Raw genomic sequence first — 14368 nt, forward strand, 5'->3', positions numbered from 1 at the left:
GACGGCGTGCCTTTTGAAGAATGAGCCTGCGAGTTAGTGGCATGTGGCGAGGTTAACCCGTGTGGGGTAGCCGTAGCGAAAGCGAGTCTGAAGAGGGCGTTGTAGTCGCATGTTCTAGACCCGAAGCGGAGTGATCTAGCCATGGGCAGGCTGAAGCGCGGGTAAGACCGCGTGGAGGGCCGAACCCACCAACGTTGAAAAGTTGGGGGATGATCTGTGGTTAGGGGTGAAAGGCCAATCAAACTCCGTGATAGCTGGTTCTCCCCGAAATGCATTTAGGTGCAGCGTCGTGTGTTTCTTGCCGGAGGTAGAGCACTGGATGGTCTAGGGGGCCTACAAGCTTACCGAAATCAGCCAAACTCCGAATGCCGGTAAGTGAGAGCGCGGCAGTGAGACTGCGGGGGATAAGCTTCGTAGTCGAGAGGGAAACAGCCCAGATCACCAGCTAAGGCCCCTAAGCGTGTGCTAAGTGGAAAAGGATGTGGGGTCGCATAGACAACCAGGAGGTTGGCTTAGAAGCAGCCATCCTTTAAAGAGTGCGTAATAGCTCACTGGTCAAGTGGTTCCGCGCCGACAATGTAGCGGGGCTCAAGCACACCGCCGAAGCTGTGGCACTCACATGATACTTCGTCAGGCATTTTGGTGTCTGGTGCAGGTGTGTGGGTGGGTAGGGGAGCGTCGTGCCGGGGGTGAAGCAGCGGGGTGACCTAGTTGTGGACGCGGCACGAGTGAGAATGCAGGCATGAGTAGCGAAAGAAGGGTGAGAAACCCTTCCGCCGGATGACCAAGGGTTCCAGGGCCAGGCTAATCCGCCCTGGGTGAGTCGGGACCTAAGGCGAGGCCGAGAGGCGTAGTCGATGGACAACGGGTTGATATTCCCGTACCCGCGAAAGAGCGCCCGTGATGAACCCTGTTGTGCTAACTGTCCGAGCTGTTGGCGGTCTTCGGACCAAGAATGGTGAGCGCAGGAACCTGGTGGGTAGTAGTCAAGCGATGGGGTGACGCAGGAAGGTAGCTGAGCCCGGCCGGTGGTTGTGCCGGGGTAAGCGTGTAGGCCGTGCCGTAGGCAAATCCGCGGTACACAGGGCTGAGACGTGATGCCGAGCCGATTCAGGTGAAGTCAGTGATCCTATGCTGCCGAGAAAAGCCTCTAGCGAGTTCTTAGCGGCCCGTACCCCAAACCGACACAGGTGGTCAGGTAGAGAATACCGAGGCGATCGGGCGAACTGTGGTTAAGGAACTCGGCAAATTGCCCCCGTAACTTAGGGAGAAGGGGGGCCGGAGACGTGAAGCCCCGTGCGGGTGGAGCGTTGTATGGCCGCAGAGAGCAGGGGGAAGCGACTGTTTACTAAAAACACAGGTCCATGCGAAGAAGTAATTCGATGTATATGGACTGACGCCTGCCCGGTGCTGGAACGTTAAGGGGACCTGTTAGCTCCTTTGGGGGCGAGGCGGAGAACTTAAGCGCCAGTAAACGGCGGTGGTAACTATAACCATCCTAAGGTAGCGAAATTCCTTGTCGGGTAAGTTCCGACCTGCACGAATGGCGTAACGACTTCCCCACTGTCTCAACCACAGGCCCGGCGAAATTGCAGTACGAGTAAAGATGCTCGTTACGCGCGGCAGGACGGAAAGACCCCGGGACCTTTACTATAGCTTGACATTGGTATCTGAATGGGCTTGTGTAGGATAGGTGGGAGCCGGTGAAACCTGTACGCCAGTATGGGTGGAGGCAATCTTGAAATACCACTCTGGTTGATTTGGGTATCTAACTTCGGACCGTTATCCGGTTCAGGGACAGTGTCTGGTGGGTAGTTTAACTGGGGCGGTTGCCTCCTAAAGGGTAACGGAGGCGCCCAAAGGTTCCCTCAGCCTGGTTGGCAATCAGGTGTTGAGTGCAAGTACACAAGGGAGCTTGACTGTGAGACTGACAGGTCGAGCAGGGACGAAAGTCGGGACTAGTGATCCGGCACTTGCGTGTGGAAGCGGTGTCGCTCAACGGATAAAAGGTACCCCGGGGATAACAGGCTGATCTTCCCCAAGAGTCCATATCGACGGGATGGTTTGGCACCTCGATGTCGGCTCGTCGCATCCTGGGGCTGTAGCAGGTCCCAAGGGTTGGGCTGTTCGCCCATTAAAGCGGTACGCGAGCTGGGTTTAGAACGTCGTGAGACAGTTCGGTCCCTATCCGCCGTGCGCGTAGGATACTTGAGAAGGGCTGTCCCTAGTACGAGAGGACCGGGACGGACGAACCTCTGGTGTGCCAGTTGTCCCGCCAGGGGCACGGCTGGTTAGCTACGTTCGGAAGGGATAACCGCTGAAAGCATCTAAGCGGGAAGCCTGCTTCAAGATGAGGTATCCCATCCACCTTTGGTGGGGTAAGGCCCCCAGCTAGACGACTGGGTTGATAGGCCGGAAATGTAAGCTCGGTAACGGGTTCAGTTGACCGGTACTAATAGGCCGAGGACTTGACTACGAAGCTGCTACGCGTCCACTGTGCAACTCTGAACAAATACCAGACAACCCCCCACACCGGGTGAGTGGTCACGGGTGTGGGTGTGTGTGTTGTTTGATATGTTCATAAGGTTACGGCGGTCATGGCGGAGGGGAAACGCCCGGTTACATTCCGAACCCGGAAGCTAAGCCCTCCAGCGCCGATGGTACTGCACTCGGGAGGGTGTGGGAGAGTAGGACACCGCCGGACAATCTTTCAGTCGAGGGCCGCCCCATCCGGGTCGGCCCTCGACTGCGTAGCGTCGTAGGTGACGCCATCGTGAAATACCCATCCCCGGACAGGGGATGGGTATTGTGCGTTGTGCTCCTTTCGCGGGAGTCGACCCTTGCTCCTGCCTGGTCGATGCCGACGGGGTGGCCGGGCCGAGATCGCGCGTCCCGGAAAACGGGGACTTACTGCATACTCCACTCCTGACGGGCTTCATCCATTTTTGCGACTCCGGTCCGTCGTCATTCTGACAGTTGTGGCTTATTTGGCTCCCCGTTGGGAAAATGTCATGAGTGGAAGAACTGACGAGCCGGAAACAGCTGTCACCGGATTCGGATGCTGGCCGATCAGCAAAACCGGAATCGAACTCATGTCCACCGACTATTCGGGTAGTGGTGGTGGGGCCGCCCGGTCTGTTGCGTACCGCGTTGGCGGCGGTGCTGGCCGCGACCCCCGGCTTCGAGCTGGCCGGGGAGAGCGACCCCGACCGCCACCTCGCCGAGGGTGTGATCACCCGGCGTCCGCACGTGGTCCTGGTCGACCTGGACGCGATCGACGACCCCGCGACCCTGACCGAGCAGCTGCACGCGCGGCTACCGGAGTGCGCGGTGGTGGTGCTGACCTCCCGACGAACCGCCCGGGTACTGCGCCGGGCGCTAGGGGCGCGGGTGCGTGGAGTCATCGCCAAGGATGTGCCGCCCCAGGAATTGCTGGACCAGTTACGGCTGGTCGCCGAGGGGCGACGGGCGATCGATCCGGTGACCGCGTTGGCCGCGCTCGACGCCGCGGTCAATCCGTTGAACGAGCGGGAGCGCGAGGTGACCGCCGCTGCGGCCCGAGGCCTGTCGACAAAGGAGATCGCCGGCGAGCTGCACCTCGCCCCCGGCACGGTGCGAAACCACCTGTCCGCGGTGTTGCGCAAGACCGGCGCCCGTAACCGGTGGGAGGCTGTCCAGCGGGCGCAGGACGCCGGCTGGATCTGAATACCGGTGGGAAGGGGTGTCAAACACGTTACGAAGTCAATAAGATTCCCAACCGTGCGTCATCGAGCGCACACATTTCGTCAACACGGGGTTTATGTCGGGAGTCGCTTATGGTTCGCACGCTGCTCGCTCTCCAGGGCGGATTGCTCCGCGGGGCGCTCGCGCAGGTGCTCTCCGCCGAACACGACATCGAGATCGTGGGCGAGGTGGACAGTCCGCGTCGGCTGAGGGCGGCTGTCCGGGCCGAACGTCCCGACGTCGCCGTGGTCGAGTTCGACATGCTGACCGTGGCGGAACTGGTCCGCCTGGCTACCGCCGAGCCCACCGCCGAATCCTCGCTGGACGCCCGGGTGGAGTCCGGCACCGCCCCGGCCGCAGGGAAGAGGCGGGCCGTCGTCCCGACCGCCCGGGAGGAGTCGGGCACCGATCCGACCGCCCGGGAGCCGGGCACCGATCCGATCGCCCGGGAGCCGGGCACCGATCCGATCGCCCGGGAGCCGGGCACCGACCCGACCGCCCAAGAGGAGCCGGGCACCGACCCGGCTGTCACCGCACGTGCCGGCACCGGGTCGCCGTCCCGGCCCGCCGGCCCACCGGTGGGGGCGCTGCTGGTCCTGGTGGAGCAGCGACGTGCCGGTCGGCTGGGGCCGCTGCTCGCCGAGCACGGCCACCGGATCGGCTTCCTGAGCCGGGAGGTGCCGCCCGGTCGGATCGTCGACGGGGTCCGTCAGCTCGCGGAGGGGCGGGTCGTCCTCGACCCCGACCTGGTGGTCGCGGCTTTGGAGGTCGCCGACAGCCCGTTGACCAACCGGGAACGGGAGGTGCTCGACGTGGTGGCCGAGGGGCATCCGGTCCAGGAAATCGCCGAACGGTTGGTGCTGTCGGCCGGAACGGTACGCAACCACCTGTCCCGGATCATGGCGAAGACCGGGGCGCGGACCCGCTGGGAAGCGGTGCGGATCGCCCGCGAGTCGGGTTGGTTGTGACCGCCTCCGGCAGCGTGGTCCCCTGGTCGCCGTAGCCGACCAGCGCGCGGTAGGCCGGGGACCGGGCAAGTAGTCCCTGATGGGTGTCCAGCAGCGCGGCCCGCCCATCGAGCAGCAGTACCCGCCGGGCGCGCAACGCCGAGCTGACCCGGTGGGCGATCACCACGAGGGTGCCGGGCCGGGCGGCGAAGGCACCCTCCAGCCGAGCCTCGGTCGCCGGATCGAGGTGACAGGTCGCCTCGTCGAGGATGACCAGTGCGGCGGGGGAGAGCCAGGCCCGCAGGAGCGCCAACTGCTGGCGTTCCCCCGCGGACAGGTCGGCCGGGCGTAGCAGCGCGTCGTAGCCGCCGAGGCGGGCGAGCAGGCCGGTGAGGCCCAGCCGGGCCGCCGCCCGGTCCATCGCGTCGTCCGGCAGTCCGGGGACCAGATAGTCGATGTTCTCCCGGAGCGTGCCGGTGAAGACGTACGCCTCCTGCGGGATGAGCACCCGCCGGTCGGCGAGCTGGCGCGGGGTGGCCCCGGCCACCGGCGAGCCGCCGACGTGGACGGTGCCGGACTGCGGGTGCAGCACCCCGGCGACCAGGCCCGCCAGTGTCGACTTGCCGATCCCGCTGGCCCCCACGATCACCAGGTGGTCTCCGGCGGGCACCTCGAGGTCGAGGTGGTCGAGCACCGGATCGGCGTGTGGACCGTACCGGAAGGTCACCGCACGCAGCGACAACGCCGACCCGGCCCGCGGTGCCGTGGGCGGTGCCAGCGACCCGGTCGACCCGCAGCCGACGGTCCCGCCGGCGCCCGGGCAGGCGGCGTCCCCACCGGCCGACCCGCAGCTGGCCGACCCGCAGGCGACGGCCGCACCGGGGGATGCGGAGGGGGCGGGCGGCGGTCCCGGCCGGTCGGTGGTGCCGTCGAACGACGCGGCGGCCTTCAGGAGCCGGTCGAGGGTGACGGCGAACCGCAGACCACCGGCGGCGACCCCCTGGACCAGACTGTGCAGGGCCGGCTGCACCCCCCGCGTCACGTAGACCAGGGCGCCGAGCACCGCACCCGGCCCCAGCCCCTGACGGACCAGCCACGGCGTGGCCAGCAGCAGCGCCGGCACCGGCAGCCAGCCCCCCAGCGCGAGGGTCAGGCCGCGGGTGGCGGCCATGGTGGCCAGCCGTCGCTCCACCCGGGCCTGCGCGTCGACGGACGCCCCGACCCAGTCGGTCACCCGGTCCCGCGCGCCGCTGGCGGTGACGTCGCGGTGACCGGTTACCGCGGTCACCACGGCCCGGCCGAGCCGCTCGTCGGAGAGCACGTACTCCCGCTGCCGGGCCACCATCACCGGCAGCGCCACCGCGAACAGGCCGAGGCCGGCCAGCACCGGCACCGCCACCACCAGGGCCACCGGCGCGGCCAGCGAGAGCAGGCCGAGCACGGCGGCGCCGAAGGCGAACAGGAAACCGCGCACCACCATCAGCAGCCCGGCGTAGGTGTCCCGGACCAGCTCCACCTGGTGGGTCAGCCGGGCCACCGCCGCGTCGTCGGCCCGACCGCCGGCCGCGCCGGCCACCGCGCCGCGTACCACCCGGCGCAGCAGGTCGTCGCGGAACGGCTCCACCACCTCGCCGAGCAGCGCGTACGACCGGTGGGTGCCGGCCGCGCCGACCAGCACCGCGAGCCCGAGCAGGGCCAGCCAGGCCAGCCCGACCCCCGGTCGACCGGCCAGGAAACCGCTGTCGACGGCGTGTGCGGTCAGCAGCCCGGACAGGGCCGCCGGCAGCACCTCGGCAGCCGACCAGCCGGCCAGCCGCCACAGCTGCGCCCGCCGGTCCCGCAGCGCGGCGCGGGTCATGCCGGTCACCGTGGTCACGACCGGAACACCTCCCGGTAGTCGGGGTCGGCCCAGAGCGCCGGGTGCGGGCCGACCGCGCGGATCCGCCCGTCGGCGACCCACGCCACCAGGTCGGCGCGGGCGGCCATGCCGAGCCGGTGACTGACCACCACCCGGGTACGCCGGTCACCGGGACCGGTCAACGCCCGGGTCACCTGGTACTCGGTGGCGGTGTCCAGGCTGGACGTGGCGTCGTCGAGGATCAGCAGTCGTCCGGCGCGCAGCGCGCGGGCCAACCCGAGCCGCTGTCGTTCACCGCCGGACATGGCGACCTCGGCCAGCGGGGTGCCGTACCGGTCGGGCAGCCGTTCGACGAAGTCGTGGATGGCCGCGGCCCTGGCCAGCGGCACCGGGTCCGCGCCCACCCCGACGGCGGCGCCGACCGTGTCGCCGACCAGCACCGGTCGTTCGAATCCGTAACCCACGGCGGTGTGCAGGGCGGCCGGGCTCAGCTCCGGCAGCGGCACCCCGTCCAGGAGCACGGTTCCGTCGTCCGGGTCGCGCAGCCGGCCGGCCACGGCGGCGAGCAGCGACTTGCCGGCCCCCGACGCGCCCACGACGACCAGCAGGGTGCCGCCGGGCACCGCCAGGTCCACCCGGTCGAGCAGGGGCCGGCCGTCGGCGTCACGCACGGTCACCCCGCGCAGTTCCAGGGTGCCCGGTCCGGGCGGCAGGGGACGGGTGCCGTACGGCCGGGCGGGTTCGGCGAGCACGTCGGCGGCCCGACGGCAGCCGGCGCGGACCCGGACGGCGGTGTTCAGGGCGGCGACCACGGTGCCGAGGCCGGCACCGAGGGCGGCGTACTGGATGGCGGCCAGCAGCTCCCCGGGCGTCAACCGGCCGGCGGTCAGCGACAGCCCGCCGACGGCGACGATCGCGACCTGGAGCAGCGGATTGAGCACCGCACCCCGGGTCGCCGCCCCGGCGAGCACCGTCCAGGTCCGCGCGCCGTGCCGGTGCAGCGCGGCGAGGGGGGTCAACACCCGGTCGACCTCCCGCTCGGCGGTGCCGGCGGCGGCGATGGTGCGCGCCCCGGCCAGGGTCTCCACCAGCCGGCCGGCGAGGTCCCCCTGGGCCTGCTGGTAGCCGGCGACGGCGGCGGAGGCGTCGGCGACGAAGCCGCGCAGCAGCAGGGCGAGCAGCAGCAGGCCCAGCACGAAGGTGCCGCCGAGCCACGGGTCGATCAGGGTGAGCGCCACCAGGCTGCCTACCGGCGGCAGCGCCACGGTGGCGGCCGTCACGACCGTCGGTGCGGCCTGTCCGGCGTCGGCGACCTGCCCCACCACCCGGCCGGCGAGGTCACCCACCGGGCGGCGGGCGGCGGCGCGCGGGTCGAGGGCGAACAGGTGCCGGACCAGGGTGTGCCGGAGGTGGGCCACCGAGCGGGCGGTGGCCGCGCCGGTGCCGTAGTCGCGGAGCACGCCGGCGACGACCAGGAGGGCGATCAGTGCGGTCACGGCGGCCAGCCAGCGGCCGGGGGAGGACTGCGGGGCGGTGCCGACGGCGGCGTCCACGGCCCGCCCCAGGACCGCCGGCAGGGCCAGTTCGGCCGCCGTCGCGGCCACGGTGGCCACGGTCAGCGTCGGGGTCCACCAGCCGGCGGCGCGAACGGCGCGCAGCAGGAGCCGGTCAGCCGGCGTCATCGCACCTCCCTCCTACGCCGCGCGGCCCCGGACCGGCGGGTGCCGGTCCGGGGCCATGCGATACCGGTCGATCAGTTGCAGGTGGTGACGCTCAGCGAGCTGTCGCCGCAGAGCAGCAGGCTGGCCTGGCTGCCGCCGCCGGTGCGCTCGGTGGCCGGGAGTTCCATCGCCTGGAGGTCGAGCAGAGCCATGGTCTTACCTCTTTCTCTCGAATAGGACGTTCCTGGTGGTCAACTCGGTCGGGCCGTCGGTCGACGACCGCGACTCAGTTGCAGGTGGTGACGCTCAGCGAGCTGTCGCCGCAGAGCAGCAGGCTGGCCTGGCTGCCGCCGCCGGTGCGCTCGGTGGCCGGGAGTTCCATCGCCTGGAGGTCGAGCAGAGCCATGGTCTTACCTCTTTCTCTCGAATAGGACGTTCCTGGTGGTCAACTCGGTCGGGCCGTCGGTCGACGACCGCGACTCAGTTGCAGGTGGTGACGCTCAGCGAGCTGTCGCCGCAGAGCAGCAGGCTGGCCTGGCTGCCGCCGCCGGTGCGCTCGGTGGCCGGGAGTTCCATCGCCTGGAGGTCGAGCAGAGCCATGGTCTTACCTCTTTCTGTCGATGTGGATTCCTGTTTACGGAGGTGCCTGACGGTGAGGTCGGTCGGCCGTCGTGGTCGACGACCGTCACCTCAGTTGCAGGTCGTGACGCTCAGCGAGCTGTCGCCGCAGAGCAGCAGACTCGCCTGGCTCCCACCGCCGGTACGTCCGGCGGCCGGCAGCTCCATCCCCTGAAGGTCGAGCAGGGCCATGTCTTTCCTCCTTCCGTGGCTCGTCGGGTCGGGTGGACCCCGGGGTGACCCCCGGGGAGCGGGTGGGCCGTCAGTCGGCCGGGGTGGTGCCGTCGTGCCGGCGGGTCAGCAGCGGCAGCCGGACCGGATCGGTGGGCCGGGTGGCGGCCACGCCGGCCAGCACGCCGGCGGTGCCGGTGGCCAGGTCCATGGAGAGCCGCAGCAGCTGGTCGCCGGGGAAGGCGGTGCCACCGGCGTACGGCAGGGCGTGCCAGCCGAGCAGTCGCGCCTGGGCGTGGGCCGCCTCGTCCTCGCCCCGACCGGCCAGGTAGGCCACGATGCCGGCGCGGCCGGCGAACAGACCGGACTGGGCGTAGAACGGGAAGTCGGCGCAGCGGCGGATCGCGTCGGCCTGCTCGCGGAGGGTCTCGTCGGGCCGGTGGCGCAGGTACTGGTCGAGCACCAGCCCCACCCCGACGCTGCCCTCGGCGAGGTACGGCATGGTCCGCCAGCCCTCGTTGACCTCCAGGTGTCCCTCCTCGCGGCGGACACACCGGCGCAGGTCCTGGCGCAGCGCGGTGGCGGCGTGGTCGAGCAACCGCTCGTCGGGTTCCCGCTCGTGCCGGCGCAGCAGCAGCAGGGCCACCCCGGCACCGCCGCGCATCAGTCCCGCGTACGGGTGCCGGCCGCCGCTGATCTCGCCCACCGAGTCGACGTCGCCGAGTCGTTCGACGACCAGCTCGACGGCCCGCCGGGCCGCGGTGGCGTAGCGGGACTCGCCGGTCACCGCGGCGAAGTGGTCGAGGTTGAGCCCGACGCCGGCCAGGCCGCCCATCAGGTCGTTGCCGAGGTCCGTCCACGGTTCGTCGAGACAGCGGTCGAGCAGCCGGCGGGCCTCGTCGCGGCGTCCGAGCAGGTGCAGCACATACGCCACCCCGTGTAGCCCGTCGTAGAAGCCGAGCCGGCTGCCGGAGGCGGGTTCCCGGACCCGGTCGACCAGCCAGTCGACGTGCCGGGGGTCGACGGGGGCGCCGGCGGTGTGCAACGCCCAGAGCACCCCGGCCGCGCCGTGGGCGAGGTTCAGCCCGCCGTCGGTGCCGCTGAACTGGCGGATGTCGCCGGGGAAGAGCCGATCGTCGCGGTGCGGGGTGGCGCTGGCGGTGATCGCCCGGACCAGCCGGTCGCGCAGACCGGGCCAGTCGTCCGCCGGGTCGACCCGTACCACGTCGGGGGTCAGCGGCGTCTCCGCGACGGAGCGCGCTGCCGGGCCGGTGGCGGTCGGTGCGGTGGCTGGCGGCGTGGTGGCGGTCGGTGCGGTGGCGGTCGGCGGGTCGCCGACGATCACCGCGACGGTCTGGTCGAGCACCGCCCGGTCGACCGGGAAGTTCTCGGCCACCAGGTCGGCCAGGTGCGCCGCCTTCTCCGGGGCCAGCCGCAGCATCGCGGTCAGCGGCAGGAACAGGGCCAGGCGCAGGCAGGCCAGGGCGTACCGGTCGACGGCGAAACCCACCCGGTCGCGGGGCGCGGCGAACGCCTGGTTGCGCAGGGCCGGTCGGCCCGCCTCGGCGGCCGGCGCGGCGACCTCGAAGTCGATCAGGGTGACCGCGCCGTCGTCGCCGACCATGATGTTGAACATGTGCAGGTCGCCGTAGACGATGCCGTGCGCGTGGATGGCCTCGACGGCCTCGGCGACCTGCCGGTGCACGTCCAGCGCCCAGCGGGTGTATTCGGCCCGGTCGGCGTCGGGGTGCACCAGCGGGTAGCGCTGCACGACGACCTTGTTGAGCGGGTCGCCCTCGACGTAGGCCAGGGCGAGGAACTCGTGGCCGCCGAAGCTGAACTCGTCGTGCACCCGCACCAGGTGCGGCACGTCGGCGAGCTGGCGCAGCACGGTGGCCTCCCGGCGCAGCCGGGTCACCGCGTCCGCGCCGGTGGCGTCGAGACCGGCGTACGGGCGGGCCTCCTTCAACACCACCCGGTCCCCGGTGCGGGTGTCCTGGGCCTGGTAGAGGCCGCCGCCGTTGGAGAAGTGGATGACCTTCTCGATCCGGTAGGGCAGTTCGGTGGTGCTGGCGGCGTTGCGGGCGGCCAGGTGCGGGGCGAGGAAGTCCGGCAGGGTGACCCAGTCGGGCAGGTGGAACACCGGGTCGCGGCGGTCCGGCACCAGGGTGCCGGTGGCGTCCTCGATGGCCGGTACCACCTGGCCCTCGGCCGACAGGCAGTAGCGGGCGGCGAAACCGCCGTAGCGCAGGTAGACCGGCCCGTCGCCGTAGCGCAGGTCGCTCAGGATGTACGGCCCCTGCTCACCGTGCAGCAGCGCCGCCAGCTCCTTGGCGGCCAGCTCCAGCTCGGCGTCGTCCCGCGGGTAGACGGTGACGAACTTGCCGCTGCCGCCCCGGCGGGCGTACTTGCTGTTGCGCATCAGCAGCATCCGGGGGCCGCGCAGGTGCTTGAACGGGATGCCGCGCGGCTGGCAGTAGTCCATCACCCGGGTCAGCACCCGCTCGGCGTTGTCCAGCCGGGCCGACACGTGGATCTTCCAACCCTGGGCCGGCAGGGTGCCGCCGACCGGGGCGTGGATCAGCCAGTCGTCCTTGACCTCGGATTCCCAGCCTGCGGGCTGCGGGCGGTCCGCGGCGTAGCCGATGCCGGTGGCGGTGGCGCTCGCGCTGGACAACGAGTCGTAGAAGAGCGGATCGACCGCGCAGTACGAGTCGTACCGTTCGTCCATCTCGGCTGCCTCCCGTCCCCTGATCGGTTCGTGTCGTCCCCTGTTCGGTTCGGGTCAATCCTGCAATCGGGGGACAGCGGGGCACAGTGTGATGCGTCATCGACCCAGGGTGAGATTCCGGCCGGAAACTCGTGACAATAGCGGAGTTTGAAATCGTGAATACGGCATCACCTGCGGGTTCGCGCACGGACGCTGCCCGGCCCAGACCCACCGAGCCCCCTGCCTCTCTCCCCCTGCCCACTCCCCTCCCCAGGGCAACCCCGACGCGCGTCCCCCTCGGTGATCAAGAGGTTTGCGTCAACCTCGCGGCGGGTTGGTGACCTGAACCTCTTGGTCACCAACCCGCATCGCGCCCAGGTGGGGTGAGGTGGTGTGTCGGACGCTGGTGATCATGAGGTTTGCGTCAGTCCCGTGCCGGATTGCTGACGTAAACCTCTTGGTCACCGACCCGCCTCGCTGAGTGGGGCGAGGTGGTGGGGCCGGGTGGGTCAGCAGTGTGCCCCGGCCCCGGTGATCAGGAGGTCTGTCCGGGTGCCGGGTGCGCCGGGCGGTCGGGGTGCGGCCGGCGGGACGGGCCTGCCCGCGCACGACGAAACGCCGGCCGGCAGGGTCCGGTCAGGACCCCGCCGACCGGCGGGACGGGCGGTGCGGTTACCGGTCGCCGGTGGCGGCGGTGTACGGGCGGCGGGCCAGCCCGGAGTGCACCATGGTGGTGAGCGTGACGATGTCGTAGACCGGCACCCCGAGCCGGGCCTGCACCAGGTGCGCGAACGGCACCAGGTCGGTGCACTCGATGACCAGCGCGCCCAGGTCCGGCCCGGCCAGCGAGGCCGCCCGCTCCAGCACCTCGGCGGCCAGCCGGTCCACGTCCAGGGCGTCGCGTCGGCCCTCCAGCATCACCTCGCGGAACTCCTGGGCGTCCGCCATCCCGGCCACCCGGATCGGCACGTCCTGCGCCCCGATCGCGGCCAGGTGCCGGGGGGTCAGCGCCGCCGCGTCGGCGGTCAGCACGCCGACTGTCCGGCCCGGACCGAGCATCCGGTGCACCATCGGCAGCTGGAGCAGGCTCGACGAGTGCAGCGGCACGTCCACGGCGGCGGCCAGCTCGGCCTGGAACAGCACCAGGAAGCCGCACGCCCCGGTGATCGCGGCCACCCCGGCGGCCTGGAGGTCCCGGGCGGCGGAGACGAACGGTTCCAGCAGGGTCGGGTCGGCCTCGCGGACCAGCCGCTGCGGGGTGGCCCCCTCGACGACCCGGTAGACCACCGGGAAGTCGAAGGTGGCCGGGTTGCGGATGTGCCCCGGGATCTTGTCGAAGCTGGTCTGGAGGCAGAGCACCCCGACCGCCGGGGCGCTCACCGGTGCCCCCGCCGGTGCCGGTCCACCGCGAAGGTCGCCGTCGGCACGTCCGGGGGCGTGCCGGTGACGAGCTGGGCGAGCAGCCGGCCCCCGGCCGGAGCCAGCCCCATCCCGATGTGCCCGTGCCCGGTGGCGACGCTGACGTTGCGGTACGACCCGAGCCGGCCGATCAACGGCAGGCTGTCCGGGGTGCACGGCCGCAGCCCGGTCCACACCTGCACCTGACCGTCGGTGTCCATCGCCGGCAGGTACGACCGCACGGTCCGCAGGATCCCCGCCACCCGGCGCGGGGACACGGTGGTGTCCAGCCCGGTCAGCTCCAGGGTGCCGGCGAGCCGGACCCGGTCCCCCAACGGCATGATCGCCACCTTCCCCTCGTTGAGCAGCACCGGCAGTGTGGGGGTGGTCGGACCGGCGTCGACGGTCACCGCGTACCCCTTGGCGGGTTGCAGCGGCAGGCCGACGCCGAGCTGGCGGGCGCAGGCCGCCGACCACACCCCGGCGGCGAGCACCACCTCACCGGGACGCAGGTCACCCCGGCTGGTGCGGACCGTGCGGACCTGCCGGTCGACGGTGTGGAAACCCTTCACCTCGGTGTCGGTGAGGATCTCCACCCCCGCGGCGCGCAACAGCCGGGCGAAGGCCAGCAGGAACGCCGGGATGCGCAGGGCCGCCCCCTCCTCGTTGAGCAGCGCCCCGGCGACGGCGAACTCCACCCCCGGCGTCAGCCGGGCCAGCTCCGCCCGGTCCAGCACCCGCAGCGGCACCCCGCGGGCCACCGCCGCCGGCAGCGTCGCCCGCGCCTGCGCGTACCCCTCGGGGGTCTTGCAGGCCAGCACCATGCCGCGGGCGGTGAGGGTGCCGGCCAGCTCGTCGTGGGCGCAGACCTCCCGCAGGATGGCCAGGCTGCGCTGCTTGAGGTCGAGCAGCACCTCGAACCCGGCACGGGCCTGCCGCTCGGTGCAGTGCCGGCGGAAGTGCCACAACCAGGTCAGCAGCTCCCGGTCGAGCCGGGGCCGGACGTGGAACGGGCTCTCCGGGTCGAGCAGCCAGCGCAGCCCCTTGGCCGGCACGCCGGGTTCGGCCAGCGGCGCGGCGCCCTGGGTGCCGACGAAGCCGGTGTTCCCCGACGAGCAGGCGGCCGGGTCACCGACCCCGCCCCGGTCCACCACGGTCACCGTCAGCCCGGCCCGCCGCAGGAACCAGGCGCAGAACAGCCCGGCCACGCCCGCGCCGACGACCAGCACGTCAGGATCGTCGCGCCCGGGTACGTCGCCCGGCGCGGGCGTCGTCGCCACGT

At 70.7% G+C, this 14368-nt stretch carries 11 protein-coding genes and 2 rRNA genes (1 of these 13 running past the window's edge); 4 read left to right on the forward strand and 9 right to left on the reverse strand.

Annotation, left to right across the window (positions count from 1 at the left end; all coding sequences use genetic code 11):
- From O7625_RS21635 to O7625_RS21650, 4 genes are all read left to right on the forward strand, one after another.
- A 23S ribosomal RNA gene (locus tag O7625_RS21635) occupies positions 1 to 2476 on the forward strand; it begins 637 nt to the left of the window's first position.
- A gap of 111 nt (positions 2477 to 2587) precedes the next feature.
- Positions 2588 to 2704 (forward strand): 5S ribosomal RNA (gene rrf / locus O7625_RS21640).
- A 416-nt stretch (positions 2705 to 3120) separates the two neighbouring features.
- Complete coding sequence (locus O7625_RS21645) at positions 3121 to 3705, forward strand: response regulator transcription factor (RefSeq protein ID WP_282341014.1); 585 nt, start codon at positions 3121 to 3123, stop codon at positions 3703 to 3705.
- 110 nt (positions 3706 to 3815) lie between these two features.
- Complete coding sequence (locus O7625_RS21650; RefSeq protein ID WP_282341015.1) at positions 3816 to 4691, forward strand: response regulator transcription factor; 876 nt, start codon at positions 3816 to 3818, stop codon at positions 4689 to 4691.
- Here the strand turns inward: O7625_RS21650 and O7625_RS21655 are convergent.
- The 9 genes from O7625_RS21655 to O7625_RS21695 all read right to left on the reverse strand — a co-directional run bounded on the left by O7625_RS21655 (position 4621) and on the right by O7625_RS21695 (position 14366).
- Positions 4621 to 6546 (reverse strand): ABC transporter ATP-binding protein, encoded by a 1926-nt coding sequence (locus O7625_RS21655; protein ID WP_282341016.1) that lies wholly within the window; start codon positions 6544 to 6546, stop codon positions 4621 to 4623. The two genes, O7625_RS21650 and O7625_RS21655, sit on opposite strands and share 71 nt — an antisense overlap.
- Positions 6543 to 8210, reverse strand: coding sequence for an ABC transporter ATP-binding protein (locus O7625_RS21660; RefSeq protein WP_282341017.1), 1668 nt, complete (start codon positions 8208 to 8210; stop codon positions 6543 to 6545). Before O7625_RS21660 ends, O7625_RS21655 begins: the two co-directional genes overlap by 4 nt.
- Positions 8211 to 8281: 71 nt before the next feature.
- Positions 8282 to 8401, reverse strand: a complete 120-nt coding sequence (locus O7625_RS21665; protein ID WP_067312693.1) for a SapB/AmfS family lanthipeptide — start codon at positions 8399 to 8401, stop codon at positions 8282 to 8284.
- Positions 8402 to 8475: 74 nt separating this feature from the next.
- Positions 8476 to 8595, reverse strand: a complete 120-nt coding sequence (locus tag O7625_RS21670) for a SapB/AmfS family lanthipeptide (RefSeq protein ID WP_067312693.1) — start codon at positions 8593 to 8595, stop codon at positions 8476 to 8478.
- A gap of 74 nt (positions 8596 to 8669) precedes the next feature.
- Positions 8670 to 8789 (reverse strand): SapB/AmfS family lanthipeptide, encoded by a 120-nt coding sequence (locus O7625_RS21675; protein WP_067312693.1) that lies wholly within the window; start codon positions 8787 to 8789, stop codon positions 8670 to 8672.
- 90 nt (positions 8790 to 8879) lie between these two features.
- Positions 8880 to 8999, reverse strand: a complete 120-nt coding sequence (locus O7625_RS21680; RefSeq protein WP_067312695.1) for a SapB/AmfS family lanthipeptide — start codon at positions 8997 to 8999, stop codon at positions 8880 to 8882.
- 70 nt (positions 9000 to 9069) lie between these two features.
- Positions 9070 to 11709, reverse strand: a complete 2640-nt coding sequence (lanKC, locus tag O7625_RS21685) for a class III lanthionine synthetase LanKC (protein WP_282341018.1) — start codon at positions 11707 to 11709, stop codon at positions 9070 to 9072.
- Between the two features lie 651 nt (positions 11710 to 12360).
- The gene (locus O7625_RS21690) at positions 12361 to 13068 is read right to left on the reverse strand and encodes an aspartate/glutamate racemase family protein (protein WP_282341021.1); all 708 of its coding nucleotides are present in this window, start codon (positions 13066 to 13068) and stop codon (positions 12361 to 12363) included.
- Entirely contained in the window at positions 13065 to 14366 is a 1302-nt protein-coding gene (locus tag O7625_RS21695; RefSeq protein ID WP_282341023.1) for an FAD-dependent oxidoreductase, read from the reverse strand. Before O7625_RS21695 ends, O7625_RS21690 begins: the two co-directional genes overlap by 4 nt.
- Between the last annotated feature and the right edge of the window lie 2 nt (positions 14367 to 14368).

Origin of the sequence: Micromonospora sp. WMMD714, assembly GCF_029581315.1 — a bacterium.
In the GTDB taxonomy this organism is placed as follows: domain Bacteria; phylum Actinomycetota; class Actinomycetes; order Mycobacteriales; family Micromonosporaceae; genus Micromonospora; species Micromonospora rifamycinica.

Coding starts and splice junctions, on each gene's coding strand:
- lanKC (WP_282341018.1), bottom strand. CDS start 11,709: ATGGACGAACGGTACGACTCGTACTGCGCGGTCGATCCGCTCTTCTAC.
- O7625_RS21650 (WP_282341015.1), top strand. CDS start 3,816: ATGGTTCGCACGCTGCTCGCTCTCCAGGGCGGATTGCTCCGCGGGGCG.
- O7625_RS21670 (WP_067312693.1), bottom strand. CDS start 8,595: ATGGCTCTGCTCGACCTCCAGGCGATGGAACTCCCGGCCACCGAGCGC.
- O7625_RS21660 (WP_282341017.1), bottom strand. CDS start 8,210: ATGACGCCGGCTGACCGGCTCCTGCTGCGCGCCGTTCGCGCCGCCGGC.
- O7625_RS21675 (WP_067312693.1), bottom strand. CDS start 8,789: ATGGCTCTGCTCGACCTCCAGGCGATGGAACTCCCGGCCACCGAGCGC.
- O7625_RS21680 (WP_067312695.1), bottom strand. CDS start 8,999: ATGGCCCTGCTCGACCTTCAGGGGATGGAGCTGCCGGCCGCCGGACGT.
- O7625_RS21665 (WP_067312693.1), bottom strand. CDS start 8,401: ATGGCTCTGCTCGACCTCCAGGCGATGGAACTCCCGGCCACCGAGCGC.